Consider the following 18,463-nt stretch of genomic DNA (forward strand, 5'->3'; position numbering starts at 1 on the left):
ATGGTCGATGGTCAACGGGATTGCATGGCTGGTCGCGCAATTGTCGGTCAGGGGCGCGCCTGCCCGGTGCGGTCGGCCCATTGTTGTTGCCAGTAGCGCAACTGTGCGGCGCGAAAATCGGGTGCGGCGGCGATGGTCCGGTCGATCAGCAGCGGCGCGCGATGGGCGCCCTGATAGCGTGGCCAGGCGGGCAGACCAGCGCCGTTGGGGTTGCCGGTCGTGATGAAGTTCGTCCAATAATCCTGCATCTGGCGGGCAATGCCGGCATTTTCCGGATTGTCGGACGCCTTGGCCGCGCCCAGCGTGTAGCCGAAATCGGCGCAGTGTGGCGCACCGGGCATGGTGGCGCGTTCGGCTGGCGGGACATAGGCGAAATGATAGGACCAGGCCGGTTGATGCCGGGCGGCGAGCGCGGCCGTGGCGCTGGCGGCAGCGGTGAAGATGAAGTCGGTCTGGACCTGGCGCAGCAGTTCGGCGGCCGGCATCGTGCCGGCGGGGTCATAGATATTGCGGACGGCGGCGAGGTCGATGCCGAAGCGCTCCCTCAGTATCTTTTCGTCAAAGCCCATCAGGCCGAACACGCTGGCTTCGTTGCTGGTCGATCCGGCAATATAGGGCACGCGGGCGATGTCGCCCCGGGCAAAGGCGATGGCGGTTTCCTGCGTGATGGTCTGGCCATCGACCACCGCGCCGAAATTGGGCGGGCCGGGATCGGCGGCCATCACCGCAGCGGGATCGAGCGCACGCAGCCGGATGATGGCGTCGGCGCCTTCGCCCGGGCTGCCGGCGCGGACAGCGAAGGCGACACCCTCCCGCTCGGCCTGGTCGCGGGGGCGGGTGGCATTGTTGAGGCCGCCGCCCGAATGCGCGCTGGCCCGGGCGAACAGGCCGCGCGCCGCCGGCGCGGCCATCAAGGCGTTGATGCTAGAGCCGCCGGCCGAGCAGCCCATGATCGTCACCTGCGCGGGATCGCCGCCGAAGCGGGCGATATTGGCATGGACCCAGTTGAGGCCCGCAATCTGGTCCATCAGCCAGTAATTGCCGGTCGCGACACCGGGCTGTCCGGCGCGCAGGCCGGGATGGGAGAAGAAGCCGAGCCGACCCAGCCGATAGTTGAGCGAGACGACCAATATGCCGCGCGGATTATAGATGCGCGCCGCATCGTCGAACAGTTCGGCGCCCGAGCCGACGAAGAAGGCGCCGCCATGGACCAGCAGCAGGACCGGGCGCTTGCCCGGTTGCAGGTTGGGCGTGGCGATGTTGAGCGAGAGGCAATCCTCGCTCTGCGGCACATCGGTCCGCCCCTCGCGCGCGGGCTGGGGGCAGATCGGGCCGAAGGCGGTGGCGTCGCGCGGCTGTGTCCAGGGCGTGACCGGGCGCGGGGGCGTCCAGCGATGGGCGCCACCGGTATCCTGCGCGAAGGGAATGCCCTTGAAGACGGCGCCGTTGTCCAGAGCGAGACCGCGCACCGGGCCGGAGCCGGTCATGACGGTCGGTGCGGAGGGCGACGAGGCCGCCTGCAACCCAGCCGCGGCCAGCGCCGCAAGACCCGTCATGCCCGCGATGATGCGTGCGCCCATAGCCATCCTCCCTTGCGGGCATGATGGCCCGTTTGGGCTGTAAACCTACCCTCAAGTGCATATTTGTCGAGGGGGAAATGCGGCGGGTTCAGCCGACCTGCCGCTTGGCCAGCTTGCGGGCGAGAGTACGGCGGTGCATGCCCAGCCGCCGGGCGGTTTCGGAGATGTTGAAGTCGCAATCCTTCAGCACTTCGTGGATATGTTCCCATTCGAGCGTCTTGATCGAGGTCGGGCGCGGCGCGAGCGGGGCGGCCGGGTCACCGCCGGAGCGGGCAAAGGCGGCCTCGATATCGTCGGTGTTGGACGGCTTGGCGAGATAGTTGGTGGCGCCCAGCTTGATCGCCTCGACCGCCGTCGCAATGCTGGCAAAGCCGGTCAGGACGACGATCAGCATCGCGGGATCATGGGCATGGAGGGTCTGGACGCAGACCAGGCCGGATTCGGGGCCGAGCTTGAGGTCGACTACGGCATAGCCGGGCCGCTGATCCTTCAGCAGGGCTTCAAGCATGGCATGGCTGTCGGCGACCAATACGACATAGCCGCGCCGCTCGAACGAGCGCTTGAGGGTCCGTGCGAAGGCTTCGTCATCCTCCACGATGACCAGCAGGCGGTCAGCCGTCATTCTTGTCCCCTTCCTCTTCAAGCGCGACGGTATCCAGCGGCAGCCGCAGCAGGATGAGCGCGCCACCATCGGCACCGTTGCTGGCCGATACGCTGCCGCCCAATTTGCGCACGACATTGACGACCAGGAAGAGGCCGAGGCCATGGCCTTCCTTGCCCTTGCTGGAACGATAGGGCTTGCCGAAATCGTCCAGCATCGCTTCGGAAAAGCCGCTGCCATTGTCGCGCACCGCGATATTGAGCGAGGCGCTGTCGCGGCCGACCAGCAGATCGATATAGGTGGCGCCGGCCTCGCGCGCATTGTCGAGCAGGTTGCCGACGGCCTGGCGGATCACCGGGTCGGCAATGATGCGCGGATAGTCGTGCGGACCAAAATCGCAGCGCAGCGGCATGCCCGGATTGGCGCGGCGCCATTCGGCGGCGATGCCATCGATGAAGTCCCGGACATTGGTGACGGCCGGCGCCTCGCCCCGCGCCTCGCCCGAGGAGAGGAGGATGCCGGTGACGATCGCCTTGCAGCGCAGCACCGCGCTCTGCATTTCCGCGACTTCCTCGACCAGGGCGGGATGCTCAGTGATTTCGGGCATGTGGCGCCAGTCGCCCAGTACCACGGCGAGCTGGGCGAGCGGGGTGCCCAGTTCATGCGCGGCGCCCGACGCGAGCAGGCCCATGCGGACGATATGCTCTTCTTCGGCGGCCTGCTGGCGCAGGCTGGCGAGATAGGCCTCGCGGGCCTGAAGATTGCGGGTCACCGGCGCGACGAACAGCACCAGCAGCACCGCGATCATGCTGAAGCAGATCCAGGTGCCGATGATATGGAGGTCGAACAAATGCCCTTCGAGCGGGCCGTTGAGGTCGAGGGGGCGATAATGGAGGCCGAGCAGCCCGGCGCATAGAGCCGAGACGAAGACGATGCCCCAGATGCTCCAGCGGTCGAGCAGCACGGCGCCCAGCGCGACCTGGAGCAGATAGAGCGAGATGAAGGGATTGGTGGCGCCGCCGCTGAGATAGAGCTGTGCCGTCAGCAGCAATACGTCGAACAGCAGCGACAGGAACAGTTCGGCATGGGACACGTCGGTCCGCTTGCGCAGGGCATGGAAGCTGAGCCCGTTCATCAGCATCGCCATGCCCGCGACCAGCAGCATCGGTGCCACCGGCAGGCCGATGCCCATGCCATAATGGACGGCGAGGATGGTCACGAGCTGGCCCGCGATCGCCAGCCAGCGCAATTGCACCAGCAGCGCCAGATTCTTGCGGCCGGCAGCATCGGCGGGCCACTGGCTGGGGAGCCAGCGGGCCTTGGCGGGCGGCGCTACAGTCATCCCCGGCGGTCTTTTCGATCCTGACGCATGACGAAGATGTAGGCGCCCGCGACCATCGCCGCCAGTATGAACCAGGTGATGGCATATTGGAGATGGTTGTTGGGGAAACGGACGACGGTAAGGCCGCCGACCGGCGCGGTGTCGGGACCGCAATTGGCAGCCGCATCGATGAAATAGCCGGCGACAGGCGGGGCGACATGCTGCGCGGCGGCGATCGCGGCGACATCGCGCGAATACCAGCGGCCGGCGGCCGGGTCGTTGCTGCGCAGGAAGCCGCCGCCCGGTTCGGACAGGCGCAGCAGGCCGATGAGATGGACCGTGCCTTCGGGCCGGCTGTAGCGGGTGCGATTGTCCTGCGGCACGAAGCCGCGATTGATGATCAGGGTGAATCCGGCATCGGTCACCAGCGGCGTCATCACCCAATAGCCGGGACCGCGCACGGTGACGGCCTGGGTCAGTACCGCCTTGTCATGGAGAAAATGGCCCGAGGCGGCAACGCGGCGATATTCGTCATCGCGGGTGGCGCTGCGGGGGGCGGGGACGGCTGCGGCATGGATGCGGGCGTCGACGCGGGCGATCAGGTCGCGCTTCCAGGCGAGGCGTTGGACTTGCCAGGCGCCGAGCGCGCAAAGACCGGAGAAGAGCAGGAGGGCGATCAGCGTGAAGCCGATCGTAAAGGCCGGGGAGCGCACGCGGCGCCCCCCGTTCTTTGGCGATGTCACGGCATCTCGCTCATATTCTGCATGGCGCCCATGTCGTGCGGGGCGCTCATGTTCATATCGGGATGCGGCATCATGTTGGCGTTGAGGTGGTACATGACCCACATCGAGCCGGAGAGGACGATGACGACCAGGACGATCGTCAGCATCATCGCCATGAACGACCAGCCGCCTTCGACGCGGGTGTTCATGTGCAGGAAGTAGATCATGTGGACGACCACCTGCACGGCGGCGAAGGCCATGATGATGACGCCGGTCAACTGGGGATTGCCCAGCACGTTCGACATCACCAGCCAGAAGGGAATGGCCGTCAGGATCACCGACAGGCCGAAACCGATCATGTAGCTGCCGAAGCTGCCATGGGCACCTTCTTCATGATGATCGTCGTGCCCATGGCCATGGGCATCGTGGGGATGGACAGCGTCGCTCACCGCAGGACTCCCATCAGATAGACAAAGGTGAAGACGCCGATCCAGATGACGTCGAGGAAGTGCCAGAACAGCGACAGGCACATCAGGCGACGCTTGTTGGCGGGGATCAGGCCCTTCTTGGCCACCTGCACCATCAGCGTGATCAGCCAGATCGAACCGAAGGTGACGTGCAGGCCGTGGGTGCCGACCAGGGTGAAGAAGGCCGACAGGAAGGCCGAACGCCAGGGACCCGCGCCCTCATGGATGAGGTGCGAGAATTCGTAGAGTTCGATGAACAGGAACGCCCCGCCGAACAGGAGGGTGATCACCAGCCAGCCCTGGGTGGCGCTGACCTTGTTCTTTTCCATCGCCAGCATGGCGAAGCCGTAGGTGATCGACGAGAAGAGCAGCATCGCGGTGTTGAGCGCGATGAGCGGCAGGTCGAACAGATCCTTGGGGCCGGGGCCGCCGGCGAAGCTGCCGCCGAGCACGGCATAGGTGGCGAAGAGGATGGCGAAGATGAGGCAATCGCTCATCAGGTACATCCAGAAGCCCAGCATGGTGCTGTGGCCTTCGTGGAGGTGCGGTTCCTCGGGCAAATGATATGCCCGAGGTTCCAGGGGCGCAGTTGTGCTGCTCATGTTGGTCAGACTCCCGCCGCGAGGATGCGCGTACGCTCTTCCTCGGTGCGCGTGACGACATCCTGCGGGATGTAGAAGTCGCGCTTGTAGTTGAAGGTGTGGGCGATGGCGACGACGAGCAGACCCAGGAAGCTGAGACCCGCGAGCCACCACATGTACCAGATCAGGGCGAAGCCGCAGAGCGTCGCCAGACCGGCCAGGATGACACCTGCGCCGGTGCTGCTGGGCATGTGGATCGCCTGGTAGCCGGTCAGCGGACGCTGATAATTGTTCCGCTTCATGTCCGCCCAGGTGTCGGTGTCATAGACGACCGGGGTGAAGGCGAAGTTGTACTCCGGGGGCGGCGAGGAGGTCGCCCATTCCAGCGTACGGCCATCCCATGGATCGCCTTCCACCTTCAGCTCGTCGCGCTTCCAGATCGATACCGCGAACTGGACCAGCATGGCGCCGATGCCGGCCGCGACGATCGCAGCGCCGATCGCGGCGATGACAAAGTAGATCTGCAGCGACGGGTCGTCGAACACGCGCATGCGGCGGGTCACGCCCATCAGGCCCATGATATAGAGCGGCGTGAAGGCGAGCCAGAAGCCGACCTGCCAGCACCAGAAGCTGACCTTGCCCCAGAACACGTTCAGCTTGAAGCCGAAGGCCTTGGGCCACCAGTAGTTGATTGCCGCGAACAGGCCAAACAGCACGCCGCCGATGATCACGTTATGGAAGTGCGCGATCAGGAACAGCGAGTTGTGCAGCACGAAGTCCGCCGGCGGAACGGCGAGCAGAACGCCGGTCATGCCGCCGATCGTGAAGGTCAGCATGAAGGCGACGGTCCACATCATCGGCAGCTCGAAACGGATCTTGCCGCGATACATGGTGAAGAGCCAGTTGAAGAGCTTGGCCCCCGTCGGGATCGAGATGATCATCGTCGTGATGCCGAAGAAGCTGTTGACGCTGGCGCCCGAGCCCATGGTGAAGAAGTGGTGCAGCCACACGAGGTAGGAGAGCACCATGATGCAGCAGGTCGCGTAGACCATCGAGGTGTAGCCGAACAGGCGCTTGCCCGAGAAGGTCGAGGTGACTTCCGAGAAGACGCCGAACAGCGGCAGGATGAGGATATAGACTTCCGGGTGACCCCAGATCCAGATCAGGTTCACGTACATCATCGGGTTGCCGCCGAAGTCGTTCGTGAAGAAGTTGGTGCCGATATAGCGGTCGAGCGAGAGCAGGACCAGGGTGGCGGTCAGGATCGGGAAGGAGGCGACGATCAGGATGTTCGCGCAGAGCGAGGTCCAGGTGAACACCGGCATCTTCATGAGGGACATGCCCGGCGCGCGCATCTTGACGATGGTCGCGATCAGGTTGATGCCGGACAAGGTCGTGCCGACACCGGCCACCTGCAGTGCCCAGATATAATAGTCGACACCCGTGGCCGGGCTATAGTCGATCCCCGAGAGCGGCGGATAGGCGAGCCAGCCGGTCTGGGCGAATTCGCCCAGGAACAGCGAGGCCATCACCAGCACCGCGCCGCCCGTGGTCATCCAGAACGAGAAATTGTTCAGGAAGGGGAAGCTGACGTCGCGGGCGCCGATCTGCAGCGGGACGATATAGTTCATCAGACCGGTGATGAACGGCATCGCCACGAAGAAGATCATGATCACGCCATGGGCGGTGAACACCTGGTCATAATGGTGGGCGTTGAGGTAACCCTCGGACCCGTTGAAGGCGAGCGCCTGCTGGAGGCGCATCATGACCGCGTCGGCAAAGCCGCGCAGGAACATGATGAGGCCCAGCACCATGTACATGATGCCGATCTTCTTGTGATCGACGCTGGTGAACCATTCCTTCCAGAGATAGCCCCAGAGCTTGAAATAGGTGAGCGCCGCCACGACGGCGGCGCCGCCGAGCACCACCGCGCAGAAGGTCGCGACGACGATGGGTTCATGCCATGGGAAGCTGTCCCATGTCAGACGACCAAAGATCATCTGTGCTGTTGTCATTGTGCCAGTCATGGGCCTTACCGATGCTGCGCGTGCGCGTCAGCGCCGCTGTGAGAGGAGTGATCGGCTGCAGGCGCAGCCGCACCAGCGCCCGGCGCGTCGGGGGCGGTTTCCTGCCCCTTGTTGCGGTCTTCCTGGTCGATCACATGGCTGTTGGGGAAGTCGTACTGGAGACCTTCGGTTTCCTTGGCCGATTCCTTGCCGGCGCCGCCCATCATGTTGACGTGCATGAGATCGCTCATGCAGCGCTGGCCGGGCTTGGGGCAGAGATTGACGACGGCGTCGAACAGCTTGGGATCGGCGGCCGAATAATAGGCGACCGGCGCCTTTTCGCTGGGCTTGGCAAGGGTCAGATAGACATTGCGGTCGAGGGCGGCATTGCCGGCCTTCACCTTGGCGACCCAGGCGTCGAAGCCGGCCTGGTCCAGCGCCTTGTAGCCAAAGCGCATATGGGTGAAGCCCGCTCCCGAATAGTTGGCGGAGAAGCCGGTGCCGGTGACGGCCTTGTTGGCGACGGCGTGGAGCTGGGTCTTCATGCCGGGCATGGCGTAGATCTGGCCGGCCAGTTCAGGAACGTAGAAGCTGTTCATCACGGTCGAGGCGGTGATGTCGAAGCGGACCGGGACATTGGTCGGCAGCGCCAGTTCATTGACGGTGGCGATGCCCAGATCGGGGTAGATGAAGAGCCATTTCCAGTCGAGCGCCACGACCTGGACGGTCAGCGGCTTGACCTTGGGGTCGATCGCGGTGGTGGCGTCGATCCGGTCGAGCGGACGATAGGGGTCCAGCTTGTGCGTGCTCACCCAGGTCAGCGCGCCGAGGCAGATGATGATCAGGAGCGGGGCCGACCAGATCAGCAGCTCCAGCTTGGTGGAATGATCCCAGTCGGGGTCATATTCCTTCTCGGCGGCCTGGTTCGCGGCGCGGTAACGCCAGGCGAAATAGACGACCAGTGCCATGACGGGGATGACAATGAGGAGCATCAGCGCGGTCGAGATCAGGATCAGATCGCGCTGCTGCACCGCAATGTCGCCCGACGGGTTCATCACGACCCAGTTGCAGCCCGCCAGCGGCGCCGCAAGGATCGCGGAGGACCAGCGCAAAAGCCGGCTCCAATTGGGTGAGTGAGGGTGTGACATGGCGCGCGCCTAACCCTTCCGCAAGGAGTCGGATAGTGGGCAATTTGTCCAATTGTGTGCGAACGCAAAAAAATCTTCATATGTGGGATACTGCTTAGACTCTGCGGGTTTTCTGTTATGTTGCCATTCTCTGGCCGTCGGGAGACCCACAACAGGCACCTTCGGCCCAGCAAGGGAGCGGATGCCTATGAGTTCACAGGCCATTGCCTTCACCTCGACCCAGCTTGAGGATGATGCGCGCCTTATCAATGCGCGAGACCATTCGATCGCGCCGGGTGATATTTCCATCGGTGTGATCATTGGACGCACCTCCGAATTCTTCGATTTCTTCGTTTACGCCATTGCCTCGGTCATCGTGTTTCCGAGCCTGGTCTTTCCCTATGTCGATGCCCTGACGGGGACGCTCTATTCCTTCGCGATCTTCGCGGTGGCCTTCATCACGCGGCCGATCGGCTCGCTGATCTTCATGGCGATCGATCGCCATTATGGCCGCGGTACCAAATTGACGGCCGCCCTGTTCCTGCTGGGCGGGTCGACCGCGGCGATCGCCTTTATGCCCGGTTATGCGACGATTGGCCACTATGCCGCCGTCGTGCTGGTCATTTTGCGCGCGGCGCAGGGCATTGCGCTGGGCGGCACCTGGGACGGGCTGGCTTCGCTGCTGTCGCTCAACGCCCCCAAGCATCAGCGTGGCTGGTATGCGATGGTGCCGCAACTGGGCGCGCCGCTGGCGTTGCTGGTGGCGAGCGGCCTGTTCGCCTTCTTCCTGACGACCCTGTCGCGGGCGGATTTCCTGGACTGGGGCTGGCGCTATCCCTTCTTCGTCGCCTTTGCGATCAACGTCGTGGCGCTGTTCGCCCGGCTGCGCATCGTCGTGACGCACGAGTTCGAGCGTCTGTTCGAGCAGCGCGACCTGCAGCCGTCCGAAGTGCTGCCAACGGTCCAGAAGGAAGGGCGCAACATCATCATCGGTGCCTTCGCGCCGCTGGCGAGCTTTGCCCTGTTCCACATGGTCACGGTGTTTCCGCTGAGCTGGGTGGCGCTGTTCACCGAACAGCCGCTGGAGCGATTCCTGATCATCGAGATGATCGGTGCGTCGGTCGGCCTGCTGGCGATCGTCGTGTCGGGCTTCATCGCCGACCAGATCGGCCGGCGCTCGCTGCTGGGCTGGTCGGCGCTGGGCATCGCGATCTTTGCGGTGATGGCGCCGCTGCTGCTGAATGGCGGGGATCTGGGCGAGGTCGCCTTCATGATCCTGGGCTTCATGCTGCTGGGCCTGGCGTTCGGCCAGTCGTCGGGCGTGGTGGCGTCCAACTTCGCGACGGAATCGCGCTATACCGCATCGGCCCTGACGTCGGATCTGGCCTGGCTGGTCGGCGCGGGCTTTGCCCCGCTGCTGGCGCTGCTGCTGTCGGTGAAGTTCGGCCTGGCCGCGTCGGGCATCTACCTGTTGTCGGGTGCGGTCGCGACGATCGTTGCGCTCTACGTCAACAAGGAACTGGCGGGCCGGGATCGCTGATCCGGCCTGACAGAGAGGCTGCAAGAGAAAGCGTGATCGGCCCGGCCGGTCACGCTTTTTTCATGGGCGCCGACGTTTTCAGGGCGCCGACCCGGGCGCGCATCCGGGCGAGGCCCTTGCGGTCGAACCAGCCGATCGGCCCGGGGCGCGGGCGCCAGCGCGGCAGCCAGTCGGGATAGAGGCTGACCAGTTCGCGCGGCAGGCCGGTCGGCCCTTCGCGCGCCATGATGTCGGACACGATGCGGTTCTGATAATAGCGGACCGAATAGTTGATCAGCCGCTTATAGTGCATCCGCCAGGTGAGCGGCCGGGCCAGGCCGACCGGTTCGCAGGCGAAGCCCGCGCCTTCACAGGCGAGCACCCGCTCCAGTTCCCAGCCGGCGTCGCTCGCCAGATTGGTATGCGCCCAGGATGCGACCAGGCCGTCGTCGCCGACCAGGTCGTCGGGCAGGCGCAAATCGCGCGCCCGGATGGCGGCGACGAAGCGACCCGACAAGGCGTAGAGATCGCCGAAGATGCCGCGTTCGGCGCGCAGGTTGCGGCGATAGGTCTCGACCTCTCGCCCGTTGACGGGCATGCCGGCGGCGGCATTGGCTTGCGGATGGGCGGCGAGGTCCGCGACCAGCGCATCGATCGATCCGGGTGCGATTTCCGCGTCGCCATCGAGGAAGATGACGGCATCGACCGGCAGGACCAGCAGGTCATGGACGAAATGGTTCCAGGTGCGCGACTTGCCGCCCGCCGCAATGTCGTGGACGATGACGTTGGCACGGCCGCCCGCCGCCGCCGTGGCGCGGGCGACGGTGGCATCGGTGGTGCCGTTCACCAGCACATGGAAAAGGGTGTCGGCCCGATCCAGCGGGAGCGAGCCGAGGCAGCCGGCGATCCGGCGCTGTTCCTGATGGGCGAAGATGGCGACGGCAACGGCCATGGCGGGATCAGCGAAAATCCCAGCTCTGCTGGCCATGCTGCACGGCATCAAGGCCGTCGGCCTCCTCCTGCGGGGAGAGGCGCAGCGGCAGCACGACGCTGACGATCAGCGCGGCGATGGCGGTGCCGACCAGGCCCCAGAGGGCGACGAGGCAGGCGCCGATCGCCTGGGCGACCAGGGCGCCGGCCAGGCCGGTGCCTTCAAAGCCGACGCCGCCGAGCAGCGGCAGCACGCACAGCGGGAGCAGCAGGGCGCCGGTCAGGCCGCCCAGGCCATGAATGGCGAAGAGAGCGGCGGGATCATCGATCCAGCTGCTGGCGATACCGGCGCCGATGCGACAGACGATCGCCGCGCCAAGGCCGATCAGGATCGCGCCGCCGGTGCCGACCAGTCCGGCCGAGGCGGAAATGGCGGCCAGCCCGGCGATGGCGCCCGACAAAAGGCCGGTGGCGCTGGCATGGGCGCCGAGCAGCCGGTCGATCAGCGACCAGCAGAGGCTGGCGGTACAGGCGGCGAAGAAGAGGTTGAGGATGGCGATCGCGGCATTGTCGGTGGCGCCCAGCGCCCAGCCGCCGACCGCGCCCGACAGGCCGATCCAGAACAGCGCGCCGCCGGCAAGGACCAGCAGCGGGGCATGGCCGGTCGCTGATGGATCGCGCCGCCGTCCGGCGATCAGCAACAGGGCCAGCGCGGAGAAGCCGGCCAGGCCGTGGACCGCAAGGCCGCCGGCGAAATCCATGACGCCCAGGTCCGCGAGCCAGCCGCCGCCCCAGATCCAGTGGACCAGAGGGGCATAGACCAGCAGCAGCCAGAGCGGGGCAAAGGCGGCGATCCAGCCGATCGAGGTACGCCCGGCGACTGCGCCGACCACCAGCCCGCCGGCGAGGACGGCGAAGGCCATCTGGAACAGCACGAAGGCGGATTCCGGGACGGTCAGCCCGTCGCGCAGGTCGGCCATGTTGGCGAGCAGCAAATGAGTGCCATTGCCAAGCCAGGCGCCACCCGGCGCATAGGCGAGGCTGTAGCCGGCCACGCCCCAGGCCAGCATGATCGTCGCGGTGGCGGTGACGCTATGGGCCATGGTGGCGAGGGCGTGGCGGACATTGGCGAGGCCAGCATGGCGCAGCATCAGCCCGGGCAGCGCGGCGAGCAGCAACAACAGGGCACACAGGATCATCCAGCCGGTGTCGCCGCTGTCGGCCACCGCCCCCTGGGCCGCAGCCGGCTGGGCTGCCAGCAGGGCAGCGAGGAAGGGCAGGGCAAGGGCAGGGCGCATGGGGAAGATCCGGTTCGGGTCAGGTCGGCTTAACTAGCGTAGTCAGGGTAAACACTTCCATAAGCAATCCGCATCGCGTTTCCGCAGCGTTTCCGTCGACTAGATGGACGCCTGGCGCCGCGCATGGCCCAGCCCGATGGCGGGTCGTGTCGATCACCGACAATGCGGGCTATGCCACCAGCCAGCCCCAGGTGGCGAGGGCGGTCGATGTCGGGTCGGGCGCGCAGATCGCCCCCGGCCCGGCCAATGTTGCGGAGCTGATCTGCGAGGGGCAGGGCCGCGTGGACAAAATCGGACGGTCTGGAAGCGACCATTTTTTGCCGTTGGATGGGTTGAGCGCCATTCCCGATTGCGGACATGGCCCGGCGCTGCAATACCTTCTGCTATGGCGACCGTGGCAATCGTATTGATGATATTCTTTGCGGCGTTCGGAAGCGCCATTTTCCTAACTCGCCGCTGGAATGCTGCCGTTGGCATCCTTTGCGGCCTAGGGGTTGGGGTGGCTTGTTGGGCCATCGCCTCAGTTGGCATATTCGTATGGTTCGCTAACAGCTAATCCTTTGCCGCCCGCGAATTTCGACCATCTCCCGTCATTGCGAGCGTAGCGAAGCAATCCATCCCGCGCCGATGGATTGCTTCGCTACGCTCGCAATGACGATGTCCGGCTTTGACGGCTAACGACCAAAGTCGGTCACTCGAACATCGCCATCCGCGTTCTTGAAACCTACCGCTCATTCAGATGACAAGTAGAACGTCGAATAGCCAAATTTGGTGTAAAGCCGTCATTGCGGGTTCGCCTGTGTCAGAGCATGATCGAGTGATGAAGTCGGCAACTGCCAAGCTACCAAAGGGTCAAAGCTACCCACTCAAGCCGTCAAGACTGGAAGAGGCGCTAACCTCTGCGAGTTTGTCGGTCGACGTTTATCTGACCCGAGCGCCCGGGAGATTTTTCAATGCTCATTTTTGGCCGCCAAGCCCTGACATCCCTTATGAGCGCATATACATCCAAGCTGGTTCTGTGCCGAGCAAAGAGGCATCGGAAGCCCGCGATGAAGTAGAACGCAAGGCGCTTCCGGCGCTTATAACATGGATCAGCGATATACTGGCGCTCGACGAGAAATCGCCCGCCCGCCGAGAACGACAGGAACTGAAATTCTATTGATCGAATGGCCGCTATCGGGCGATCGTCGCCAAACGATTTTTCTTCGCGAAGCGTCAGCTATGGTCGACTATCTCCTCCAAACAGGACGGTCGCCTAGCCACCCATCCCGGCTATCTGGCGAGCGGGAATTTGGCCCTGCGATCTAATAGCTTTCGGCGCCGCACTGGATGCGGCCGGTGCCTTCATTTTCGACGGTGCAGACCGGCTTGCCGGTGACGCTGACGTCGCCCGAGCCGGTGGACCGGACGCTGACCGGGCCGTTGGCGGCGAGCGCGACGGTGCCCGGGCCGTCGTTGAGGATCGCCGCCTGGCGCGCGACCAGCCGGTCGGCGGCGATGGCGCCCGGGCCGCTGATGCGCAGATTGGCGACGCCGGCGGTCCCCGTCAGCGTGGTGCGGCCGCCGCCGGCGAGCGTGACCTGGAGATTGTCGAGCTGGACCGACGCGACGCTGACGTCGCCATTGCCGCCCTGGACGATTTCGCCATTCAGGCCCTTCATCGCGCTGACCGTGACGGCGCCGCCACCGGTCAGGACGACCCGGTTCACGTCGCCGGTGGAGAGGCGCAGCGTGGCCGGGCCGGGGCTTTTCGCGCCGGGCTGGCCCTTGTCCATCGAGATGATGGCGAGCCGGCCGGAAACATCGACATGCAGCCGGTCGAGCGCGTCCTGCGCGCCGTCGGCCCGGGCCGAGACGCCGGTGCCGGTGGTGATGACCACCGTGACCGGCGCGTCGACGCGGATCTGGTCGAAGCTGGTGATGGTGAAGCCGCGGGTGGCGGCGCCGGCCGGTCTGGCCCCGGCAAGCAGCGCCGCCGCCATCAGCATCAGGGGCCGCAATGCGCCTCGCCCGGTCCCATCGCGTTCGTCGTGCATTGCGCCTTGCCCTTCACATTCACGTCACCGGTGCCCATGATCTTGATAGCGACCGGGCCGTCGGAGGCAAAGTCGATGTCGCCGGTGCCCAGAATGTCGGCCGAGGCGCGGCCGAGCCGCAGGCCGGCGGCGTCGATGTCGCCGGTGCCGGTGACGCTGAGATCGCCCTGGTCGGCGGTGCCGGCGAGGGTGATGCTGCCCGTTCCGGTGATTTCCGCCTTGAGCGTGCCAAGCTTCACCTGGCCGATGTCGAGATCACCCGAGCCGGTGAGCGAGAGGGCGAGTTCGGCCCCTTCCGCCCGGTCGAGGATGAAGTCGCCCGAGCCGGTGACGTCGATCGCCGCGATGGCGGGCAGGGTGACATGGATGGTCGCGCCCCGGCCGCCATCGACCTTGTTCCACATGCCTTCGGACCTGCGGCCGATCAGCAGACGATCGCCCTTCACCTTGATGTCGAGCAGGGCGATCGACTTGGCATCGCCATCGGCCGTGACCGAGAATTTGGGGCCGATGGTGACGACGACATTGTCAGGTCCGGTCACGTCGATGCGGCGGAAATCCTTGAGCGCGGCCCAGTCCTGCGGGGTGCTGGCAGCGGCCGGGGAATCGCTGCTGCCGCCGGACTGGCGATCATTGCTGCGCGAGCAGGCGCTGGTGGCAAGGCCGGCCGCCAGCAGGACGGCGAGCGGCAGGGTGTGGATCGAAAGCAGGCGGGACATCCTATTCTCCATACTGTGTTGCATCCCTAATACGCTTAAGTCGTAGCGGTTCCAAGCCCCCTTGTTCGTCGGGCAGGATAAGGCATGATAGATATTGAATAACAGAAGGGTAGTCCCGATGCGCACGCTGTTCCCCGTCCTGCCGCTGATCGCGATCCTGGGGGGCGTTGCGGCGCCGGCCCGTGCCGAAGATGACCTGGCGGCGCGGGGCGACCAATGGTGGCGCCATGTCCAGATATTGGCGGCCGACGACATGCAGGGGCGCGGCACCGGTACGCCCGGTTATGACAAGGCGGCCGATTATGTGATCGGCCAGTTCAAGGCGCTGGGGCTGAAGCCCGCGGGCGTGGAGGGCTACAAGCAGCCGATCGCCTTTGTCGAGCAGACGGTGGTGTCGGAGCAGAGCCGGGCGAGTCTGGTCGGGGCGGGCGGCGAGACGGCGCTGTCGGTGCCGGGCGACATCATCTTTTCCGGGAGTGGCGGGCCGGTGCCGGGGGCGGTCGACGCGCCGATGGTGTTCGCGGGCTATGGCCTGCACCTGCCCGAGGTCGGTCATGACGATTTCGCCGGGCTGGACCTGAAGGGCAAGATCGTGGTGGTGGTGTCGGGCGGGCCGACCGATATTTCGGGGGCGCTCAAGTCGCACGCCCGGTCGGAGCGCGGCCATTGGCTGGCGGCGCAGGGCGCGCTGGGGATGATCACGCTGGTGACGCCGGGGCAGGTCGAGATACCCTGGGACCGGCGCAAGGCGCTGGCGGGCGCGCCGGCGGTCTATTACAAGGACGTCGCGCTGCGCGACACCCAGGCGCCCTTCCTCAACGCCCAGTTCGATCCGGCGCGATCGGCCGATCTGTTTGCCGGCAGCGGCCAGGATTTCGCCGCGATCGCCAAGGCGGCCGATGCGTCGGCCAGGATCGCCAGCTTTCCGCTGGCGCTGCGGCTGAAGGCGCAGGTGGCGGCGAAGCGGGAGGAGCTGTCCTCCCCCAATCTGATCGCGCTGATGCCGGGGAGCGACCCGAAGCTGGCGCATGAATATGTCGTGCTGTCGGCGCATCTGGACGGCTATGGGGTTGGCACGCCGATCAAGGGCGACGCCATCTATAATGGCGCGCTGGACAATGCGTCGGGCGTCGCCAGCCTGATCGAGATTGCCAAGGCATTGAAGAATGGCAAGGAAAAGCCGCGCCGCTCGATCCTGTTCACGATCGTTACCGGCGAGGAGAAGGGCTTGCTGGGGGCACGCTATTTCGCGCGGCGACCGACCGTGCCGCAGAAGAGCATCGTCGCCGACCTCAATTTCGACATGGCGCTGCCGATCTTCAAGCTGACCAGCGTGACCCCGGTCGGTTATGACCAGAGCAGCCTGGGCCGCGAGGCGGCGGCGGTGAGCGAGGCCATGGGCCTGCCGATCACGCCCGATCCTTTCCCCGACCGCAATGTCTTCATCCGGTCCGACCAATATGCCTTCATCCGCGAGGGGATACCGGCGCTGTTCTTCAAATATGGCTTCAAGGCGGGGACGCCCGAAGCCACGGTGGAGAAGGCGTGGCGGGCGAACATCTATCATTCGCCGTTCGACGATGCGAACCAGCCGGTGATGCCGGCGGAGACGGCCAAGCTGAACGACTATGTGACCGCCGTGACGCTGCGCGTTGCCAATGCCGATGCGCGGCCGACCTGGAATATCGACAGCTTCTTCAAGCGGTTCGTGAAATAGGGGCGCTGCCTTCGCCGGGATTGCGGACTGGCTGGCGCGCGGATGGGCTGCGATAGGACGTCGTAGCCCGCAATCCGGCCGGGGCACGCGCTTTCGGTTGCCGGGCCGATCGTCGGCCCTTCCCTGGCCCGGATATGTCATGGGCGGCAGTCCTGGACTGCCGCCCATGCGTCATGGATAGGCCGCGCCGACTATCCGCCCGATGCGTTCGCGGTCAGGGCGTCCACGACCTGATCGAGGCTGAAGCTTGCCGACTTCTGGCGCGGCGGGAATTCCTTGAACGTCGCCAGGAATTCGCCGACCAGTTCCTGCGCCGGAACCAGCAGGAAGATGCGCCGGAACATCCAGTCATAGAAGGTGTTGGACGTGATCTGTGCCCGTTCATAGGGATCGATGCGCAGGTTGAAGATATAGGGGCAGCGCAGCGCGACGAACGGTTCCTGCCAGATCTTCAGCGTCCCCGGCACCCGCTGTTCGAGGAACAGCATCTTCCAGTTGTTGTACCGCAATGCCGCCACATCGCCATCATCGGTGAAATAGATGAACCCCTTGCGCGGGCTCTTCTCTTCCTTGCCGGTCAGATAGGGCAGCAGATTATAGCCGTCGAGATGGACCTTGAAGGTCTTTTCGCCCGCCTTGTAGCCCTTTTTGAGCTTGTCCTTGATGTCGGGTTCGCCCGCGATCGCAAGGATGGTCGGGAACCAGTCGAGATGGCTGACGATCTCGTTGGATTCCGCACCTGCTTCGATCTGGCCGGGATAGCGAACCAGCAGCGGGATGCGATAGGCGCCTTCCCAGCTCGAATTCTTCTCGTTGCGGAACGAGGTCGTGCCGGCATCGGGCCAGGTGTTCATGTGCGGGCCGTTGTCGGTGCTATATTGCACGAACGTGTCGTCGGCGATGCCAAGCTCGTCGATGAAGTCGAGCATTTCGCCGATGCACTTGTCATGGTCGATCATGACGTCGTGATATTCGGACTGCCACTGGCCGGCCTGGCCCTTGCTCTCGGGCTTGCAATGGGTGAAGGCGTGCATGTGGGTGGTGTTGAACCACACGAAGAAGGGTTCGCCCGCGTCATGGGCGGCCTTGATGAAGACCTTGGCCGCCGCCAGAAATTCCTCGTCGACCGTTTCCATCCGCTTCTTGGTCAGCGGACCGGTATTCTCGATCTTCTGGCCGCCCTTGCCGTCCGACCAGCAGTGGAGGACGCCGCGCGGGCCATATTTCTTCAGAAATTCCGGATCGCGCGGATAGTCGGGATGCTCCGGCTCTTCCTCCGCGTTCAGATGGTAGAGATTGCCGAAAAATTCGTCGAAGCCATGCACCGTCGGCAGATGCTCGTCGCGGTCGCCCAGATGGTTCTTGCCGAACTGGCCGGTGCGATAGCCCAGCGGCTTGAGCGCTTCGGCGATGGTGATGTCTTCATGCTGCAGGCCCAGTTCCGCCCCCGGCAGGCCGACCTTGGTCAGGCCGGTGCGCAGGCCGCACTGGCCGGTGATGAACGAGGCGCGCCCCGCAGTGCAGCTTTGTTCCGCATAGGAATCGGTGAAGATCATGCCTTCCTTGGCGATGCGGTCGATATTGGGCGTGCGATAGCCCATCACGCCCCGGGTGTAGCAGCTGAGGTTCGACTGACCGATATCGTCGCCCCACATGACCAGGACGTTCGGCTTACCTTTTGGCATGATGGTCTCCATTCGCAGGTTTCGCGAAAAAGAGTAGGCCGCCAAATATTAGGGGGTATCGGTGTGAATCCGGAGAGAGGGGGCGGGAAACTCCCAAGCGTTGTGACATGATCGGCCCTGTGCCGCGCGATCGGCCGAGCGATTGCGCCGGGCA

17 protein-coding genes are annotated in these 18,463 nt (G+C 65.0%); 4 read left to right on the plus strand and 13 right to left on the minus strand.

What is annotated here, in order from left to right:
- Nucleotides 1-47: 47 nt before the first annotated feature.
- The 8 genes from PMI04_RS07645 to cyoA all read right to left on the minus strand — a co-directional run bounded on the left by PMI04_RS07645 (nucleotide 48) and on the right by cyoA (nucleotide 8,426).
- Nucleotides 48-1,580, minus strand: coding sequence for a carboxylesterase family protein (locus tag PMI04_RS07645; protein ID WP_007710088.1), 1,533 nt, complete (start codon nucleotides 1,578-1,580; stop codon nucleotides 48-50).
- An 88-nt stretch (nucleotides 1,581-1,668) separates the two neighbouring features.
- Nucleotides 1,669-2,202, minus strand: coding sequence for a response regulator transcription factor (locus tag PMI04_RS07650; RefSeq protein ID WP_007710086.1), 534 nt, complete (start codon nucleotides 2,200-2,202; stop codon nucleotides 1,669-1,671).
- Nucleotides 2,192-3,523 (minus strand): ATP-binding protein, encoded by a 1,332-nt coding sequence (locus PMI04_RS07655; protein WP_007710084.1) that lies wholly within the window; start codon nucleotides 3,521-3,523, stop codon nucleotides 2,192-2,194. The genes PMI04_RS07650 and PMI04_RS07655 overlap by 11 nt, the downstream gene beginning before the upstream one ends.
- Nucleotides 3,520-4,245 carry an SURF1 family protein gene (locus tag PMI04_RS07660; RefSeq protein WP_007710082.1) on the minus strand — a complete coding sequence of 242 codons (726 nt, stop codon included), beginning with the start codon at nucleotides 4,243-4,245 and terminating at the stop codon, nucleotides 3,520-3,522. Before PMI04_RS07660 ends, PMI04_RS07655 begins: the two co-directional genes overlap by 4 nt.
- Nucleotides 4,242-4,673, minus strand: a complete 432-nt coding sequence (cyoD, locus tag PMI04_RS07665) for a cytochrome o ubiquinol oxidase subunit IV (protein WP_007710080.1) — start codon at nucleotides 4,671-4,673, stop codon at nucleotides 4,242-4,244. The genes PMI04_RS07660 and cyoD overlap by 4 nt, the downstream gene beginning before the upstream one ends.
- On the minus strand, nucleotides 4,670-5,293 hold the full coding sequence (cyoC, locus tag PMI04_RS07670; protein ID WP_007710078.1) for a cytochrome o ubiquinol oxidase subunit III: 624 nt from the start codon (nucleotides 5,291-5,293) through the stop codon (nucleotides 4,670-4,672). The genes cyoD and cyoC overlap by 4 nt, the downstream gene beginning before the upstream one ends.
- Nucleotides 5,294-5,298: 5 nt before the next feature.
- Nucleotides 5,299-7,299: a cytochrome o ubiquinol oxidase subunit I gene (gene cyoB, locus PMI04_RS07675; protein ID WP_037486470.1), complete on the minus strand. Its 2,001-nt coding sequence runs from the start codon at nucleotides 7,297-7,299 to the stop codon at nucleotides 5,299-5,301.
- A 5-nt stretch (nucleotides 7,300-7,304) separates the two neighbouring features.
- Entirely contained in the window at nucleotides 7,305-8,426 is a 1,122-nt protein-coding gene (cyoA, locus tag PMI04_RS07680) for a ubiquinol oxidase subunit II (protein WP_081491011.1), read from the minus strand.
- Between the two features lie 187 nt (nucleotides 8,427-8,613).
- Here cyoA and PMI04_RS07685 point away from each other — a divergent pair, with 187 nt between their 5' ends.
- Nucleotides 8,614-9,945: an MFS transporter gene (locus tag PMI04_RS07685; protein ID WP_007710072.1), complete on the plus strand. Its 1,332-nt coding sequence runs from the start codon at nucleotides 8,614-8,616 to the stop codon at nucleotides 9,943-9,945.
- A 49-nt stretch (nucleotides 9,946-9,994) separates the two neighbouring features.
- Here PMI04_RS07685 and PMI04_RS07690 read toward each other — a convergent pair whose 3' ends face one another.
- The gene (locus tag PMI04_RS07690) at nucleotides 9,995-10,876 is read right to left on the minus strand and encodes a glycosyltransferase (RefSeq protein WP_037486468.1); all 882 of its coding nucleotides are present in this window, start codon (nucleotides 10,874-10,876) and stop codon (nucleotides 9,995-9,997) included.
- Nucleotides 10,877-10,883: 7 nt separating this feature from the next.
- Nucleotides 10,884-12,152: an ammonium transporter gene (locus PMI04_RS07695; RefSeq protein ID WP_007710068.1), complete on the minus strand. Its 1,269-nt coding sequence runs from the start codon at nucleotides 12,150-12,152 to the stop codon at nucleotides 10,884-10,886.
- Nucleotides 12,153-12,298: 146 nt separating this feature from the next.
- Between PMI04_RS07695 and PMI04_RS07700 the strand changes: the two genes are divergently transcribed.
- Together PMI04_RS07700 and PMI04_RS07705 are read left to right on the plus strand one after the other, a co-directional pair.
- On the plus strand, nucleotides 12,299-12,562 hold the full coding sequence (locus tag PMI04_RS07700; RefSeq protein ID WP_037486467.1) for a hypothetical protein: 264 nt from the start codon (nucleotides 12,299-12,301) through the stop codon (nucleotides 12,560-12,562).
- 410 nt (nucleotides 12,563-12,972) lie between these two features.
- Complete coding sequence (locus tag PMI04_RS07705) at nucleotides 12,973-13,314, plus strand: hypothetical protein (RefSeq protein ID WP_052028061.1); 342 nt, start codon at nucleotides 12,973-12,975, stop codon at nucleotides 13,312-13,314.
- 142 nt (nucleotides 13,315-13,456) lie between these two features.
- Here PMI04_RS07705 and PMI04_RS07710 read toward each other — a convergent pair whose 3' ends face one another.
- Together PMI04_RS07710 and PMI04_RS07715 are read right to left on the minus strand one after the other, a co-directional pair.
- Complete coding sequence (locus PMI04_RS07710; protein WP_007710065.1) at nucleotides 13,457-14,188, minus strand: DUF2807 domain-containing protein; 732 nt, start codon at nucleotides 14,186-14,188, stop codon at nucleotides 13,457-13,459.
- The gene (locus tag PMI04_RS07715) at nucleotides 14,140-14,907 is read right to left on the minus strand and encodes a head GIN domain-containing protein (RefSeq protein ID WP_007710063.1); all 768 of its coding nucleotides are present in this window, start codon (nucleotides 14,905-14,907) and stop codon (nucleotides 14,140-14,142) included. Before PMI04_RS07715 ends, PMI04_RS07710 begins: the two co-directional genes overlap by 49 nt.
- Before the next feature lie 118 nt (nucleotides 14,908-15,025).
- Here PMI04_RS07715 and PMI04_RS07720 point away from each other — a divergent pair, with 118 nt between their 5' ends.
- Entirely contained in the window at nucleotides 15,026-16,624 is a 1,599-nt protein-coding gene (locus PMI04_RS07720) for a M28 family metallopeptidase (RefSeq protein WP_007710061.1), read from the plus strand.
- A gap of 191 nt (nucleotides 16,625-16,815) precedes the next feature.
- Here PMI04_RS07720 and PMI04_RS07725 read toward each other — a convergent pair whose 3' ends face one another.
- Complete coding sequence (locus PMI04_RS07725; protein ID WP_007710059.1) at nucleotides 16,816-18,309, minus strand: arylsulfatase; 1,494 nt, start codon at nucleotides 18,307-18,309, stop codon at nucleotides 16,816-16,818.
- Between the last annotated feature and the right edge of the window lie 154 nt (nucleotides 18,310-18,463).

Source organism: Sphingobium sp. AP49 (assembly GCF_000281715.2).
Taxonomy (GTDB): Bacteria; Pseudomonadota; Alphaproteobacteria; order Sphingomonadales; family Sphingomonadaceae; genus Sphingobium.